11 protein-coding genes and 1 riboswitch are annotated in these 15941 nt (G+C 68.9%); of the genes, 9 read left to right on the plus strand and 2 right to left on the minus strand.

Features of this window, described 5'->3' with window-relative positions:
* Window positions 1-15 precede the first annotated feature (15 nt).
* Window positions 16-137, plus strand: a riboswitch (guanidine-I (ykkC/yxkD leader).
* A 141-nt stretch (window positions 138-278) separates the two neighbouring features.
* Window positions 279-1301: an ABC transporter substrate-binding protein gene (locus WK25_RS17305; RefSeq protein ID WP_038570797.1), complete on the plus strand. Its 1023-nt coding sequence runs from the start codon at window positions 279-281 to the stop codon at window positions 1299-1301.
* Between the two features lie 146 nt (window positions 1302-1447).
* On the opposite strand, the gene WK25_RS17310 is transcribed toward WK25_RS17305, so the two are convergent.
* Window positions 1448-2089: a TetR/AcrR family transcriptional regulator gene (locus tag WK25_RS17310; RefSeq protein WP_156432159.1), complete on the minus strand. Its 642-nt coding sequence runs from the start codon at window positions 2087-2089 to the stop codon at window positions 1448-1450.
* 494 nt (window positions 2090-2583) lie between these two features.
* Here WK25_RS17310 and WK25_RS17315 point away from each other — a divergent pair, with 494 nt between their 5' ends.
* The 6 genes from WK25_RS17315 to WK25_RS17340 all read left to right on the plus strand — a co-directional run bounded on the left by WK25_RS17315 (window position 2584) and on the right by WK25_RS17340 (window position 12198).
* Entirely contained in the window at window positions 2584-3750 is a 1167-nt protein-coding gene (locus tag WK25_RS17315; RefSeq protein WP_054315819.1) for an efflux RND transporter periplasmic adaptor subunit, read from the plus strand.
* A complete protein-coding gene (locus tag WK25_RS17320) occupies window positions 3747-6917 on the plus strand; it encodes an efflux RND transporter permease subunit (protein ID WP_069242201.1) in 3171 nt (1056 codons plus the stop codon). The genes WK25_RS17315 and WK25_RS17320 overlap by 4 nt, the downstream gene beginning before the upstream one ends.
* The gene (locus tag WK25_RS17325; protein ID WP_069242453.1) at window positions 6917-8383 is read left to right on the plus strand and encodes an efflux transporter outer membrane subunit; all 1467 of its coding nucleotides are present in this window, start codon (window positions 6917-6919) and stop codon (window positions 8381-8383) included. The genes WK25_RS17320 and WK25_RS17325 overlap by 1 nt, the downstream gene beginning before the upstream one ends.
* Window positions 8384-8517: 134 nt before the next feature.
* A complete protein-coding gene (locus WK25_RS17330) occupies window positions 8518-9855 on the plus strand; it encodes a PqiA/YebS family transporter subunit (RefSeq protein ID WP_069242202.1) in 1338 nt (445 codons plus the stop codon).
* Window positions 9856-9895: 40 nt separating this feature from the next.
* The gene (locus tag WK25_RS17335; protein ID WP_069242203.1) at window positions 9896-11491 is read left to right on the plus strand and encodes an intermembrane transport protein PqiB; all 1596 of its coding nucleotides are present in this window, start codon (window positions 9896-9898) and stop codon (window positions 11489-11491) included.
* Complete coding sequence (locus tag WK25_RS17340; protein ID WP_069242204.1) at window positions 11488-12198, plus strand: PqiC family protein; 711 nt, start codon at window positions 11488-11490, stop codon at window positions 12196-12198. Before WK25_RS17335 ends, WK25_RS17340 begins: the two co-directional genes overlap by 4 nt.
* Before the next feature lie 63 nt (window positions 12199-12261).
* On the opposite strand, the gene WK25_RS17345 is transcribed toward WK25_RS17340, so the two are convergent.
* Window positions 12262-13026, minus strand: coding sequence for a TetR/AcrR family transcriptional regulator (locus WK25_RS17345; protein ID WP_038570824.1), 765 nt, complete (start codon window positions 13024-13026; stop codon window positions 12262-12264).
* Between the two features lie 179 nt (window positions 13027-13205).
* On the opposite strand from WK25_RS17345, the gene WK25_RS17350 reads away from it, so the two are divergent.
* The gene (locus tag WK25_RS17350; RefSeq protein ID WP_012218165.1) at window positions 13206-14849 is read left to right on the plus strand and encodes a bifunctional 3-(3-hydroxy-phenyl)propionate/3-hydroxycinnamic acid hydroxylase; all 1644 of its coding nucleotides are present in this window, start codon (window positions 13206-13208) and stop codon (window positions 14847-14849) included.
* A 13-nt stretch (window positions 14850-14862) separates the two neighbouring features.
* On the plus strand, window positions 14863-15933 hold the full coding sequence (locus tag WK25_RS17355) for a VOC family protein (RefSeq protein WP_059545764.1): 1071 nt from the start codon (window positions 14863-14865) through the stop codon (window positions 15931-15933).
* Window positions 15934-15941 lie beyond the last annotated feature (8 nt).

Here is a 15941-nt window from a genome sequence, read left to right on the forward strand (position 1 = left end):
TGCGGCGGAGTCGCATCTTAGGGGTGCTAGGGTTCCGGTTCATCGAACGTCTGGTCCGAGAGCAGCCCGGCGCGGGTTCGTCCGATCGCGAGACCGGATGCACGCGTGCTACACGGCGGGACAAAAGCCCGGGAGATTGGCGATGGCAACGGCCGTCGCGCCTCTCCGTGGCCGCTTCGTTCGTTCCGCATCCGCAGGAACCGGTCACGCAGCCGGAACGTGTGCTCGCGCACGCTCCGTATCGACGATCCCCGAACCCGGTCTCCTGGAGAACAACGATGACCCGTCCCGCCGCGGCGCTGCGCCGCCTCCCGTCCCTCCGTTTCATCCGTCATGCCTTCGGCGCCGCCGTCGCGGCTGCCGCGCTATGGGCGGCGCCCGCCGCGCAGGCGGCGGCCCCGCTCAAGATCGGCTACAGCGACTGGCCGGGCTGGGTCGCATTCCAGGTCGCGCTCGACAAGGGCTGGTTCAAGGAGGCCGGCGTCGACGTCGATTTCGAATGGTTCGATTATTCGGCGTCGCTCGACGCGTTTTCGGCCGGCAAGCTGGACGCGGTCGCGGCGACCAACGGCGATGCGCTCGTGACGGGTGCATCCGGCGCGAAGAACGTGATGATCCTGCTGACCGACTATTCGGCCGGCAACGACATGATCGTCGCGAAGCCGCCGCTGCGCACCGTCGAGGCGCTGAAGGGCAAGAAGGTGGGCGTCGAGCTCGGCCTCGTCGATCATCTGCTGCTCGAGACCGCGCTGCAGAAGCACGGGCTCAAGGACGGCGACGTCACGCTCGTGAACGCGAAAACCAACGAGTTGCCGCAGGTGCTCGGTTCGTCGGCCGACATCGCCGCAGTAGCCGCATGGCAACCCAACGCCGGCGAGGCGTTGAAGCGTGCGCCCGGCGCACGCGCGATCTTCACGTCGGCGGATGCGCCCGGGCTGATCTACGATGCGATCACGGTCGCACCGGCGAGCCTCGCCGCGCGCCGCGCGGACTGGGCGAAGGTCGTCAAGGTCTGGTATCGCTGCGTCGCGTACATCAACGATCCGAAGACGCAGGCCGATGCGGTCAAGATCATGTCGGCGCGCGTCGGGCTCGCGCCGGCGCAATATCTGCCGCTGCTGAAGGGCACGCACCTGCTCGACGAGGCGGCCGCGAAGCGCGCGTTCCGCAAGGGCGACGGCCTCGATTCGATCTACGGCTCGACGCGCAACGCGAATGCGTTCAACGTGCGTAACGCCGTGTACAAGCAGTCGCAGGACGTCGACGCGTATATCGATCCGCGATTCGTCGACGCGCATTGACGGCAGCACGCACACCGGCGCAGTGACGCACCGCGCCGCGCCGGTAGCAGCCGCGATCTATTCGGACGCATGCAACGATGCCCGGCCGATCGCCGTGACGGTTGGGCGGCCGGGCCGACGCGACCCTGCCGCGCGGCACCCGCCGGTCATCCGCTCGATGCGGCGGCGAAATCGCCCGGCGGCAGCGGCCGGTTCGCCACGTCCCGCGCCTCCGCCCACGTGAGGCCGAGCGTCTGCAATACGACCGCCGCCGCGCGCTCGGGGAGCCGGCTGTCGTGTCCGGACGGCGCCGCGGCGGCGCCCGCATCGGCCGAATCCGCTGCGTCGGCTGCATAGGCGTCGGCCGCGATCGCCGCGAGGATCGTGCCCGTCATCGCGAGCACGCTCATGAACGGATCGCCGACGACAAAGCGCCGCGCCGCGATTCCGCGCTCGCTGTCGCGTCTCAGCCGCTGGCCCAACCCGTGGTCGAGCGCGCGCGCCGACACACCTTCCCGCATCAGAAAGCGCCCCCAGAGCCGCTCGCGGCGCGCGCGCATCAGCGTATGACGCACGCACACGGAAACGACCTCGGCCGGATCGGACAACCCGCTCGCCAGCCGCTCGAGCCCGTCGGCAAAATCGTCGAACACCCACTGCGTCAGCGCGGCGAAGATGCCGTCCTTCGAATCGAAGTGGTAGTAAAACGAGCCGAACCCTACATCCGCCGTCTCGGTGATCTCGCTGATCGCCACGTTGTCCCGCCCTTTTTCCGCCATCAGCGCGAACGCAGCCTGCAACAGGCGCATGCGTGTCGCTTCCTTGCGCCGCGCCCCGCGCGGCTGACGCGGTGGCGCGTCGCCTGCTGACGTGCTCGAGCGGCGAGACCGGGCCGGTGTGTCGTCCATGAGCGCGCCTCCGTTGTTCGAAAGAATCTTCTGCATGGCGCAATTCTAGATTACTCACTCATACTTGACAACTTTATCAGTTATGAGTTTAATCTCGGAAATCGCAGAACCGGTTCCGGTCCAGCGCCGCGTCCGACGGGCATCCGACTCGCGCCGATGAACGATGGCGACGTGCGAACGGCCACGCCGACGCACGCTCGACCACCGCAGCGCGCGTCCAGCCGGATCGACACGCGCGATGAAACGGAATTGTCTGCACTTTGAACATCGGAGTACTGATTGATCGTCAGGCGTACGTCGGCGGAAACGCACGCGTCCGCCTGCATGAGGCGGGGCGACCTGCCGTCGTCGCCTAACCCTTTTTAAGTTGACCCCTCACTTGTCCTGGAAACATCGTGAAATCACCCGGTCTTGACGCGCGGACTTCGACGCGCCCGTTTCTGACACGCATCGCACTGCCGGTTCGGCGTGCCCCGATCGCGCTCGCGTGCTGTGCGATTCTGCTCACCGCCTGCCACTCGCACGAGGCCGCCGCGCCCGAGCCGCAATCCGTGGTCGCGCTGCCCGTCCATGCGTCCGACGGTTCGGCGCAGCGCGTACTGCCCGCGCAGGTTCAGGCGCGCTATTCGACGCCGCTGTCGTTCCGGGTCGGCGGCAAGATCGTCGAGCGGCGCGTGCGCCTCGGCGACACCGTCAAGGCCGGCCAGACCGTCGCGACCCTCGATCCGACGGATCTGCACAACACGCTGCTGAACGCGCGCGCCCAGCTCGATGCCGCCGAGCACCGCGTCGCGTATGCGAAGCAGCAGCTGGATCGCGATCGCGCACAGGCCCAGGCGAACCTGATCGCCCCTGCCCAGCTGGAAACGACCCAGGATGCGTATGCGTCGGCGGCGGCGCAACGCGATTCCGCGCTTGCGCAAATGGCGCTCGCGAGCGATCAGCTGCGCTACGCGACACTGGTTGCGGATCACGACGGCGTCATTACGTCGGAAGATGCCGATACCGGGCAGAACGTGCAGCCGGGGCAGGCGGTGTTTCATCTGGACTGGAGCGGCGACCTCGACATCGTCTGCGACGTCGCGGAGCGCGACCTGCCCGATCTCGCGGTAGGCCGCACTGCACACGTCAGCCTGACGGCACTGCCGGGCAAGGTGTACGACGCGCGCGTGCGGGAAGTCGCGGCGGCCGCGGATCCGCAAAGCCGCACCTGGCGCGTGAAGCTGACGCTGGTCGCGCCGGGGCCGGAGGTGCGCTCCGGGATGACCGCCAGCATCGCAATCGACGCCGCCGCCGACACCGGCGCGAACCACGCCGTGACGCTGCCCGCCACCGCGCTATTCCATCGCGGCGATGCGCCGGCCGTCTGGGTCGTTCGCAAAGGCAGCGACACGCTGGAGCTGCGCCCGGTGACGGTCGGTCGCTACGACGAGCGCACGGTCACGATCACCTCCGGTCTCGCGGAAAACGAGCGCGTGGTGATGCAAGGCGTTCACACGGTGAGCAACGGCCAGCACGTGCGCGTGGTACCGCCGCTGCATGCGGAGGACCTCACGTCATGAATGCTCCGGAACACCGCACGCCGGACAACGGCGGCCACGTCGCACACGCCGACGACGCAACGCGCGATGACAATCGCTTCAACCTCTCGGCCTGGGCGCTGAAACATCAGCAACTGGTGATTTTCCTGATCGGCCTCGCGACGATCTTCGGCGTGATCGGCTATACGCGCCTCGCGCAGTCGGAAGATCCGCCGTTCACGTTCCGCACGATGGTGATCCAGACCTACTGGCCCGGCGCGACCGCGCGCGAGGTGCAGGAACAGATCACCGACCGGATTGGCCGCCAGCTTCAGGCCGCGCCGTACGTCGACAACATCAAGAGCTACTCGCGCCCCGGCGAGTCGATGATCTTCTTCGCGATGAAGGATTCGGCGCCGGTCGACCAGGTGCCGGAAACCTGGTACCAAGTGCGCAAGAAGGTCGGCGACATACGCGCGACGCTGCCGAAGGGCACGGTCGGCCCGTTCTTCAACGACGAATTCGGCGACGTCTACACCAACATCTATGCGCTCGAAGGCGACGGCTATTCGCCCGCGCAACTGCACGACTATGCGGACAGGATACGCACGGCGCTGTTGCGCGTGCCGGGCGTCGCGAAGGTCGACAATTTTGGCGATCCGGCCCAGCACGTGTTCATCGAGATCTCGAATGCGCAGCTGACGCGCCTCGCGATCACGCCGCAGCAGCTCGCGCAAGCCATCGACGCGCAAAACGCCGTCGCGCCGGTGGGCACGATCACGACGGCCGACGATCGCGTGTTCGTCCGACCGACCGGTGCGTTCAAGGACACGCAGGCGCTCGCCGACATGCTGGTCACCGTGAACGGCCGCACCTTCCGCCTGGGCGACGTCGCGAAGATCACGCGCGGTTACGACGATCCGCCGGTCACGCAGATGCGCGCCAACGGCCATGCGGTGCTCGGCATCGGCGTCACGATGCAAAAAGGCGGCGACGTGATCGATCTCGGCAAGGCGCTCGACGCGAAGGCGGCCGAGCTGCAGCGCGGTTTGCCGGCCGGCCTGAAGCTGACCGCGGTGTCGAGCATGCCGCATGCGGTGAAGCATTCGGTGGACGACTTCGTCGAAGCGGTCGGTGAAGCCGTCGCGATCGTGCTCGTCGTGAGCCTGGTGTCGCTGGGCTTGCGCACCGGCATGGTCGTCGTCATCACGATTCCGATCGTGCTCGCCGTGACGGCATTGTGCATGCACGCGTTCGGCATCGGCCTCGACAAGGTGTCGCTCGGCACGCTCGTGCTCGCGCTCGGGCTGCTGGTGGACGACGCGATCATCGCGGTCGAAATGATGGCGGTGAAGCTCGAGCAAGGCTGGACCCGCGCACGCGCGGCAGCGTTCGCGTACACGAGCACGGCGTTTCCGATGCTGACCGGCACGCTGGTGACGGTATCGGGCTTCCTGCCGATCGCGCTCGCCAAGTCGAGCACCGGCGAATACACGCGCTCGATCTTCGAGGTGTCGGCGATCTCGCTGATCGTTTCGTGGTTCGCGGCCGTCGTGCTGGTGCCGCTGCTTGGCTATCACATGCTGCCCGAGCAACAGCATCACGGTGCGCATGCACATGATCACGATGTCTATGAGACCGGTTTTTACCGACGCCTGTCGGGCTGGATTTCGGCTTGCATCGAGCGCCGCTGGCTCGTGCTGGGCGTGACAGCCGTGCTGTTCGCGATTGCGATGGCGGCATTCACGCGCGTGCCGCAGCAGTTCTTCCCCAACTCGGAGCGCCCCGAACTGCTGGTCGACATGCGACTGCCCGAAGGCGCGTCGTTCGACGCGACGCTGCGCGAAGCTAAACGGCTCGAGAAGGTGCTGAACGGCCGCCCTGAAATCGACCACGTGATCGATTTCGTCGGCACCGGTGCGCCGCGCTTCTACCTGCCGCTCGACCAGCAACTCCAGCAACCGAACTTCGCCCAGTTCGTGATCACGGCCAAGGACATCGAAGCGCGCGATCGCCTGTCGCATTGGCTTGAATCGACGCTGGCAAACAGCTTCCCGACCGTGCGCACGCGCGTTGCCCGCCTCGAAAACGGTCCGCCCGTCGGCTTTCCGATCAAGTTCCGCGTGAGCGGCGACGACATCGCGACCGTACGCGGCATCGCGGAAAAGGTCGCGGACAAGGTGCGCGCCGACAGCCGCACGCGCAACGTGCAATTCGACTGGGACGAGCCGGCCGAGCGCTCGGTGTCGTTCGAGATCGACCAACTGAAGGCGCGCCAGCTCGGCGTGACGTCGGAGGACGTGTCGAGCTTCCTCGCGATGACGCTGTCGGGCTACACGGTCACGCAGTATCGCGAGCGCGACAAGCTGATCGACGTCGATCTGCGCGCGCCGAAGAGCGAGCGCGTCGATCCGTCGAAGCTCGCGGGCCTCGCGATCCCGACGCCGCACGGCCCGGTGCCGCTCTCCGCCATCGGCCACGTGCGCGACACGCTCGAATACGGCGTGATCTGGGAGCGCGACCGTCAGCCGACGGTCACCGTACAGGCCGACGTGCGCGGCGAAGCGCCGAGCATCGGCGTGACGCGCGACATCGACGCCGCGCTCGCACCGGTGCGCGCGACGCTGCCGGCCGGATACCGGATCGAGATCGGCGGTGCGGCCGAGGAAAGCGTGAAGGGCCAGACGTCGATCAACGCGCAGATGCCGCTGATGATCATCGCGGTGCTGACATTGCTGATGATCCAGCTGAAGCGCTTCTCGCGCACGTTCATCGTCGTGCTGACGGCGCCGCTCGGCCTGATCGGCGTGGTCGCCGCGCTGCTGCTGTTCGGCAAGCCGTTCGGCTTCGTCGCGCTGCTCGGCGTAATCGCGATGTTCGGGATCATCATGCGCAATTCGGTGATCCTGGTCGACCAGATCGACCAGGACATCGCGGCCGGCCAGCCCCGCTTCACCGCGATCGTCGGCGCGACGGTGCGCCGCTTCCGGCCGATCATGCTGACCGCCGCGGCCGCCGTGCTCGCGCTGATCCCGCTGTTGCGCTCCGGCTTCTTCGGCCCGATGGCAACCGCGCTGATGGGCGGCATCACGATCGCGACGGTGCTGACCATCTTCTTCCTGCCGGCGCTCTATGCGACCTGCTTCAAGGTGCGCGCCGACGAACGCGAGTCGCGCGCAACGGACATCGCGTCCACGGAGACATGCTGATGAAACTCTCTCGTATCACTACGGCGCTGGCCGCGACTGCCGCGCTGGGCCTGAGCGGCTGCGCGCTGGCCCCGAGCAGCACGCCGCCCGCCATGCCGTCGCCCGCGCATTACGGCGCAGAGCCGCAGGTGCGGCAGACGGTGGCTGCGCAAGGTGTCGCGCAGCAATTCGACGTCGGCGCCGCGCCCGTTCCGCAATGGTGGCGCCTGTATCGCTCCAGCGCGCTCGACGCGCTGGTCGACGAAGGCCTGCGCGCGAATCCGACACTGGCCGCGACGGAGAAAACGCTCGCCGCCGCACAGCAGGAACTGCGCGCGCAGATCGGCGCGTCGACGCTGCCGTCGCTCGACGCGAACGCGCAGGTTGCGCGCACGCGCACCCCGGACATCTCCGGCGCCGGGGCGCAAAGCCTGCGTTACAACGTATTCGTCGGACAGCTGCAGGCGCACTACACGTTCGACCTGTTCGGCGCGACGCGCTATGCGAATGCGGCCAGCGCCGCGCGCGTCGACGTGCGCGGTTGCGAGCTCGAAGCGGCGCGGCGTGCGCTGGCCGCCAACATCGTCGGCGCCGCGATCGGCGCGGCGGCGCTCGATCGCCAGATCCTGCTGACCGAGCGTCTGGTGGCGGTCGCGCAAGCATCCGCGGCCGAGGACCAGCAGCGCTACGCGCTCGGCGCGATGTCCCACGCGCAGGCGCTGGCGTCGACGCAAGGCGCAGCGTCGCTCGCGGCGACGCTGCCGGCGCTGCGCCAGCAACGCGCGAGCGCGGTCCACGCGCTGGCGATCCTGCTCGGCCGCACGCCGGACGCGCCGCCGCCGATCCCGGCTTTCACCGAGCTGTCGCTGCCGGAACACGTGCCGGTGGCCGTGCCTTCCGACCTGCTGAAAGCGCGCCCCGACATCCGCGCGGCCGAGGCCGCCGTGCGGGCCGCGGCGGCGGACGTCGGCGAGGCGACCGCGCAGATGTTCCCGAGCCTGTCGCTCACCGCGTCGATGGGGCGCGGCGGCTTCAGTTGGCCCGCGCTGCTGTCGGGTGCGGGCGGGCTGTGGGCGGTCGGCGCCGGGCTGTCGCAGCCGCTGTTCCACGGTGGCGCGCTGCTGGCTCACCGGCGCGCGTCGCGCGACCTGTACGACGCGGCCGTGCTGCAGTACAAGGCGGCGGTGCTGTCCGCGTTCGGGGACGTCGCCGATTCGCTCGCGGCGCTGGACAACGACGCGCAAGCGCTGGAGGCGAACGAACTCGCGGCACGTGCCGCGGGCGCGGCTTTCGACGAAACGGCGCAACGCCGCGCGCTGGGCGCGGTGCCCATGTCCGCGCAACAGGCGAGCGAGCAACGCTATCTGAGCGCGGAACTGGACGCGGTGCGTGCCGCGAGCCGCCGGATGACGGATACGGCCGCGCTGCTGCAGGCAATGGGCGAACTGCCGCCCGACGCCCACGCGACGATCGCGGCCCGGCAATAGCCGGCGCCTATCCCGACGCGCCCGGTCGCGCGCCTTTCGCGCCACGCCGGGCGAATTCATGGTTCCGAAGCCCGACGCGCGACGTGTCGCGTGTTGCGCGTCGCGCTTCCGTTACGCCGCCTGATGGATTCCCGATGAAACCCGACAACGTGATCGCATGCCACGAATGCGATCTGCTGCTCCAGCGTCCGCCGCGCCTGCGGGCGCTGGTCCCACACTGCCCCCGATGCGGCGCGCGCGTGAGCGGCGCGGCGCCCGGCCCCAAGACGCTCGACCGGATGTGCGCGCTGGCGCTTGCCGCGCTGCTCATGTACTGCGTCGCGCAAATCTTCCCGATCGTCGCGCTCGACGCGGCCGGCGTCGTCTCGCACGCGACGCTGGCCGACGCCGTTCGCGCGCTGTGGTCGAACGGCCAGCCGGTCGTGGCGGTGCTCGTGTTCGGCACGACGATGCTGTTTCCGCTGCTGGAGCTGGCCGCGTGGCTGTACCTGCTCGCGCCGTTGCGCGCAGCGCGCGTGCCGCGGCGCTTCGCGCCGGTCCTGCATGCCGTTCAGCGATTGCGGCCGTGGAGCATGGTGGAAGTGCTGATGCTCGGCGTGCTCGTCACGATGGTGAAGATGACGAGCGTGGCGCACGTGATCGCCGGGCCCGCGCTGTTCGCGTTCGCCGGCCTCGCCGGAATGCTCGCGTTCCTGTCGTCGATCGAGCCGGCCGGCCTGTGGAATGCGCGCGACGAACTCGTCGCGCTGCGGCCGTCCGACGCCGACGATCCGGTGCCGTCCGCAGGCGGCATCACGGTACCCGACGCACTTCCGGCTACCGGCGGCAGCAGCGGCTCGAGTGGCCTCACGGCCCACGCCGCCGGATTGATCGCGTGTCATCACTGCGCGCGCGTGCAGCCCGCGCCCGCGCACGGCCAGCGCTGCACGCGCTGCGGGTCGCCGCTGCACGCGCGGCGCCCGCGCAGCGTCGCGCGCACCGCCGCGCTCGCCGCCGCCGCCGCCCTGCTCTACATCCCGGCGAACCTGCTGCCCGTCATGCGCGCGACGTCGCTCGGCCGGGCCGAGGACGACACGATCCTCGGCGGTGTCGCGTACTTCTGGACGTCGGGCGACTGGGCGCTCGCCGTCGTCGTGTTCGTCGCCAGCGTGCTCGTGCCGATGCTCAAGCTCGCGATCCTCGCGTTGCAGGCGACGGCCGCGCATCGCGGCGCGCGATGGCGCCCGCGCGAACGCGCACGACTCCACAGGCTCGTCGAGTGCGTGGGCCGCTGGTCGATGCTCGACGTGTTCGTCGTCGCGCTGACGATTGCGCTCGTGCATTTCGGCACGTTCGCCGACATCACGCCCGGCCCCGGCGCGCTCGAGTTCGGCGCCGTGGTCGTGCTCACCATGTGCGCGTCGATGCAGTTCGATCCGCGGCTGATCTGGGACGGCGCGTGTGGCCCGACGGCCGCGCGTCGAACCTCGTGAACGGGCGCCAGCCCGCCGATTTCTTTCGAATTCCAAAACGATGCATCCGTTCGATTTACCTCAACCCGAGATCCGGCCGCGCAGCCGCTGGATTCCATCGCTCGTCTGGATCGTGCCGCTCGTATGCGCGCTGATCGGGCTGTCGCTCGTGATCCGGACCGTCGCCGCGACCGGCCCGACGATCACCGTCACGTTCGCCAACGCCGAAGGTCTCGAAGCCGGCAAGACCAAGGTCCGCTTCAAGGACGTCGATATCGGCTCCGTCCAGAGCATCACGCTCACCCCCGACTTCAAGCGCGTGGTCGTCGCGATTCAACTGACCCGCGATGCCGCGCGCTTCGCGAACCGCGGCACGCGCTTCTGGGTCGTCCGGCCGCGCATCGGCGCGACCGGAATTTCCGGGCTCGGCACGCTGCTCTCCGGCGCGTACATCGGCGCGGACCTCGGCCGCTCCCCGCAGAAGGAAACCGCGTTCACCGGCCTCGAAACGCCGCCCGCCGTCACCGCGGACCAGCAGGGCCGACGCTATCGGCTGCACGGCGACTCGCTCGGCTCGATCGACATCGGCTCGCCGGTGTTCTACCGGCATCTGCAGGTCGGTCAGGTGGTCGGCTTCTCGCTCGACGAAAAAGGTACAGGCGTCGACGTGCAGGTGTTCGTGAATGCCCCTTACGACAAATACGTCGACAACAACACGCGCTGGTGGCACGCAAGCGGCGTGGACCTGCGGCTCGACTCGAACGGCCTGAAACTGAACACGCAATCACTCGCGACGGTCGTCGTCGGCGGGCTCGCATTCCAGTCTCCGCCTGGCCAGCCGGACGCGCCGCAAGCCGCCGACAACGCATCGTTCCGGCTCGCGCCGGACGAAGCCGACGCGATGCGCGATCCGGACGGCACACCGCTGATGGTCGTGATGCGCTTCGACCAGTCGCTGCGCGGGTTGTCCGTCGGCGCGCCGGTCGACCTGCGCGGCATCGCACTCGGCCAGGTCACCAACATCGGCATCGAGTACAACGAACGCATGCGCAACTTCAGCATGAAGGTCACGATGGCGCTGTATCCATCGCGACTGAGCCGGCACAGCGACACGGCGCTCCCTGCACCGGACACGGCCGGCGGCCATGAACTGCTCGAGCACCTGGTGGTACAGGGGCTGCGCGGGCAGTTGCGCACCGGCAGCCTGCTGACCGGCCAGCTCTATGTCGCACTCGACATGTTCCCGAAAGCGCCGCGTGCGAGCGTCGACGTGCACCGCACGCCGGTGGAGCTGCCGACCGTGCCGAACACGCTCGACGAACTGCAGGTGCAGATCGCCGACATCGCGCGCAAGCTCGACCAGGTGCCGTTCGACCGTATCGGCAACAACCTGAACGGCGCGCTCGCGCATGCGAACGAATTGTTCGGCCATCTCGACCAGCAGGTCGTGCCGCAGGCGCACGACACGCTGGCGGCCGCACAACGCACGTTCGACGCGGCCGAGTCCACGCTGCGGCAGAATTCGCCGATGCAATCCGACGTGCACGAAGCGATGCAGTCGCTCACGCATACGCTGCAGTCGTTGAACGCGCTCGCGGATTATCTGGAGCGTCATCCGGAAGCGCTGCTGTTCGGCAAGAAGGGAGACCGGCAATGAACGCGCGCCTGTTTCGCCGCCTTCGCATGACCGCGCGGATCGCGACGTGCGCCGCGCTTGCCGTGCTGAGCGCATGCGCGTCGCCGCCCGTGCACTTTCACACGCTGTCGGCGCCGGCCGGCGCCGGCGGCGACCGCGCCGCCCATCCCGCATGGCTGATCGACATCCAGACCCTGCACGTCGCGGCGCCCGCCGACGGCACCCGGCTCGTCGTGCAGCGCGGCCCCGGCCTGGCCGACATCCTGGAGCAGGAACGCTGGGCCGCCCCGCTGGGCGACGAAATGCGCGACGGGCTGTCGACGCGCATCGCGTCCGGGCTGGGTGCGATCGACGTTCACCGCGTTGCCTATCCGGACGGCACGCCCGTCTACCGGATCGCCGTGGACGTCCAGCGGATCGAATCGTGGCCGGCGTCGCACGTGCTGCTCGACGCAACCTGGAGCGTCAGCGCCGCGGCGGCGGCCCCGCCCGCGCAACGGGCACTGACGTGCCGCAGCATCGTCCGAGTCGATGCGTCGGCGGGCTACGATGCGCTCGTCGATGCGCATCGCCGCGCGCTCGATGCGCTCGCGCACGCGATCGCGGCCGGCATTCGCGCGGTGGCCACGCACGCAGCGGCGCCCGCCGACTGTCGCGCGGGCGGACCCGACCCGACAGTCGCGCGTCGTGCCGCGGGCCGCGGCACGCCAGACACGTCCGACGATTGAGCCGGCGCCGCGGCAACGCGGCGAACCGGAACGGGCGGCCGGTATCGCGGCCGCCCGGCCGCATCACTGCGGCGCGTCGGCCGGCTCGACGACGGGCAGCGGGCGGCTCGCGATCTTCTCGGCTTCCGCGCGCTTGAGCCCCAGCGTCTGCAGCAGCGTGGCCGCGGTGCGTTCGGGAAAGTGCTCACCGCTGAAGCCCAGCTGCGCGAGCACGTCGGCGGCCGGCGCGCCGGGCGCAACGAAATTGAGTTCCGCGGCGATCGCGGTCAGCACCGTGCCGCCGACGGACAGGAAACCGATGAACGGATCGGCCACCACGAAGCGCTGCGCGGCGATGCCGCGCTCGATGTCGCGCAACAGCCGCTGGCCGAGGCCAAGCGTCAGCACGCGCGCCGAAAACCCCTCGCGGATCAGGAAATGGCCCCACACCGGCTCTCGCCGTGCGCGGATCAGCGTGTGCCGCACCGCAACCGCGACGACCTCGGCAGGATCGGACAAACCGTTCGCCAGGCGATCCAGCGAATCGGCGAATTCGCCGAATACCGTCTCCACGAGCGTCTCGTAGATCGCTTCCTTCGATTCGAAGTGGTTGTAGAACGACCCGAAGCCCACGTCGGCGGCCTCGGTGATCTCGTTGATGGCCACGCCTTCCATGCCTCTTTCGGCCATCAGCTTCAGCGCAGCGTCGAGCAGGCGCCCGCGGGTTTCACGCTTGCGCCGCGCGCCGCGCGGCTCGCGCTCTTCGGCGACGGGCGCGGCGACGTCGGCAGTAACGGAGGGTTCGGCGGCGGCACGTTTCGGCGTGCGCCGTTTCGGAGGGTTCGACATGACGGATCCGGTTCTGAGGTGCGTCGAAGTATAGATTCAAACGTCTACGTTGACAAAGTCATCATCTATGATTTTAATGTCATCGAACCCATCCCATCGCGTGCCACGGCCGCGATCGACAGACGAATGGAGACAAGGTGGAGACATTTGAAACGACAGGCGCGCACGCCGCAGGCGACATGCCGCCATCCGATGCGCGCGGGCTGCCGTCGGCGACCGACATCCTGATCGTCGGCTTCGGGCCGGTCGGCGCCGCGCTCGCGAACCTGCTGGCAGGCCACGGCGTGAACGTCGTGGCGATCGACAAGGCGTCCGACATCTTCATGGCACCACGGGCCATCGCACTCGACAACGACGCGCTGCGCATCCTGCAGATGGCCGGCGTCGACGAGCACGATTTCGATACGGTCGCGATTCCGTACGTCCGGATGCGCTCGCCGTCGCTCGGCGAATTCGGCCGGATCGACACGCTCGGCACGCTCGACGGCCACCCGAAACTCGTGACGTTTTACCAGCCCGACCTGGAGCGCTGCCTGCGCGCGCGACTGCGTGGCCGCGACAACGTGCACGTCGCGCTCGGCACGGCACTCGAGGGCTTCGTCGAGGAACAGGACGGCGTCGTCGCCGCGCTGCGCGACGAGCGCGGGAACACGCATTCGATACGCGCGCGCTACGTCGTCGGCGCGGACGGCGCGAGTTCGCTCGTACGCCAGTTGATCGGCCAGCAGTTCAACGGCAAGACCTACGCCGAAGACTGGCTCATCGTCGATGCGCGTCACGTGCCGCGGCCGATCGATCATGTCGAGTTCATTTGCGATCATCGCCGCCCGACGCCGCACATGGTCGCGCCCGGCGCGCGCGAACGCTGGGAATTCATGCTTCGTCCCGGCGAGCGCCGCGACGAGATGGAGTCCGATGCACGCATTCGCGAACTGCTCGCGCCGTGGGGCGACATCGACGACATCGCGATCGAACGCAAGGCCGTCTACCGCTTCCATGCGCGCACGGTCGACGCATTCGGCAAGGGCCGCGTGTTTCTCGCGGGAGATGCCGCGCACATCACGCCGCCGTTCGTCGGCCAGGGGCTCGTCGCGGGGCTGCGCGACGCGGCCAACCTCGGCTGGAAGCTCGCATGGGTCGTGCTCGGCCGCGCCGATCCGCGCATCCTCGATACGTATGACGCGGAGCGCCGGCCGCATGCGAAGTCGATGATCCGGCTCGCGAAATTCATGGGGCGCCTGGTGATGCCGCGCAACGCGGCGGTTGCGCTCGCGACGCACGGACTGATGCGTGCGATGCGGTGCGTGCCGGCGCTGCGCGCGCAATTCGACGAGTTGCGCATCAAGCCGAAGAACGCATTCCGCTCCGGACTGTTCGTGGGCGGCCGCTCCGGCGCCAGGCTCACCCGGGGCGCACTGCTTGCGCAAGGATGGCTGCGGGGCGCCGCCGGCGCGGCCCGGCTCAGCGACGACGTGCTCGGCAGCGGCTACACGCTGATCGGATTCGGCTGCGACCCGCGCGTCGGACTCGCGCCCGACGCGGCGGCCGCGCTCGCGCGGGCGGGCGGCACCATCGTGCGGATCGCGCATCGCGGGCAAAGACTGCATCCCGCCGGCGACGATTGCTGGGAAGACATCGACGGCACTTTCCTTCCGGGCGTGGCGCCCGTCGGCTGGGTGGCCGTCGTGCGCCCCGACAAAACCGTCGTCCACGACGGACCGGCGGCGCACGTGAGCCGCATCGTTTGCGACAGCCTGTCGCTGCTGGGCACCGCGCCGCGTGCGGTGCCGTCCGCCGCCGTATCTGCCATCCGACCCACCTGAACGCGCCATCGCCATGAAACTGACCACCGCCCAGCCCGCCCGTCACCCGCGTCCGACGACGAAAGCCGCCACGCTCGCCTATTTGATGTTCGAGCGCCCGAACCTCGACGACGCCGAGCATTTCCTCAACGACTTCGGGCTGCGAACCGCGTTGCGCGAGCCCGAGTTGCTGCTGTTGCGCGCCACGGATACGTCGCCGTTTTGCTACGTAGTTCGCCGCGCGCGCAAGGCGGCGTTCGTCGGCTTCGGGCTCGAGGTCGAAAGCCGGTCGGACCTCCACGCGCTGACCGGCGTACCCGGCGCATCCGGCATCGAACCGTCGGAATGGCCCGGCGGCGGCGATCGCGTCCGGCTCGTCGATCCGGCCGGCTTTCGCGTCGATGCGGTGACGGGCCGGACGCGCGTGCCGCCGCTCCCGCATCGCGCGCCGCTCGCGTTCAATTCCGTGGACATGCACCTGCGCATCAACGAGACGCAGCGGCCGCCCGCCGCGCCGCCGGAGATCGTCAGACTCGGTCACGTCGTGCTCGAGGTCGCCGATTTTCAAGCCACCTGCGCGTGGTACACGCGGCATTTCGGTTTCATCCCGAGCGATGTCCAGGTGCTGCCCGACGGCTCGCCGGCCGTGGCGTTCATGCGGCTCGACCGGGGCGACACGCCGGCCGACCATCACACGCTCGCGCTCGCGCAGGGCTTCGTGTCCACCTACAGCCACAGTGCGTTCGAGGTGGTCGATGCCGACGCGCTCGGCATGGGACAGCGGATGCTGCGCGACAACGGCTGGACCCACGCATGGGGCATCGGACGGCACATTCTCGGCAGCCAGATCTTCGATTACTGGCAGGATCCGTGGGGCGCCAAGCACGAACACTACTGCGACGGCGACCTGTTTACCGCGGACGAGCCGACGGGCATCCATCCGGTCAGCCGCGAAGCGATGGCGCAATGGGGGCCCGTCATGCCGCGCAGCTTCACGAAGCCGCGTTTCACGCCGTCCAGCGTCGCGGCACTGTTGCGCAATCTGCGCCGCAGCCCCGATCTGACGCTGAGCAAGCTCGTCACGCTCGCGAAGCTGTTCGCCTGATTTCACCG

The sequence above is a fragment of the Burkholderia latens genome, assembly GCF_001718795.1.
Lineage (GTDB): Bacteria > Pseudomonadota > Gammaproteobacteria > Burkholderiales > Burkholderiaceae > Burkholderia > Burkholderia latens_A.

Bases quoted from the DNA above. Each gene is read 5' to 3' on its own strand.
- WK25_RS17345 (WP_038570824.1), bottom strand. From the start codon at position 13,026: ATGTCGAACCCTCCGAAACGGCGCACGCCGAAACGTGCCGCCGCCGAA.
- WK25_RS17325 (WP_069242453.1), top strand. From the start codon at position 6,917: ATGAAACTCTCTCGTATCACTACGGCGCTGGCCGCGACTGCCGCGCTG.
- WK25_RS17350 (WP_012218165.1), top strand. From the start codon at position 13,206: ATGCCGCCATCCGATGCGCGCGGGCTGCCGTCGGCGACCGACATCCTG.
- WK25_RS17330 (WP_069242202.1), top strand. From the start codon at position 8,518: ATGAAACCCGACAACGTGATCGCATGCCACGAATGCGATCTGCTGCTC.
- WK25_RS17320 (WP_069242201.1), top strand. From the start codon at position 3,747: ATGAATGCTCCGGAACACCGCACGCCGGACAACGGCGGCCACGTCGCA.
- WK25_RS17335 (WP_069242203.1), top strand. From the start codon at position 9,896: ATGCATCCGTTCGATTTACCTCAACCCGAGATCCGGCCGCGCAGCCGC.
- WK25_RS17310 (WP_156432159.1), bottom strand. From the start codon at position 2,089: ATGCGCCTGTTGCAGGCTGCGTTCGCGCTGATGGCGGAAAAAGGGCGG.
- WK25_RS17340 (WP_069242204.1), top strand. From the start codon at position 11,488: ATGAACGCGCGCCTGTTTCGCCGCCTTCGCATGACCGCGCGGATCGCG.
- WK25_RS17305 (WP_038570797.1), top strand. From the start codon at position 279: ATGACCCGTCCCGCCGCGGCGCTGCGCCGCCTCCCGTCCCTCCGTTTC.
- WK25_RS17355 (WP_059545764.1), top strand. From the start codon at position 14,863: ATGAAACTGACCACCGCCCAGCCCGCCCGTCACCCGCGTCCGACGACG.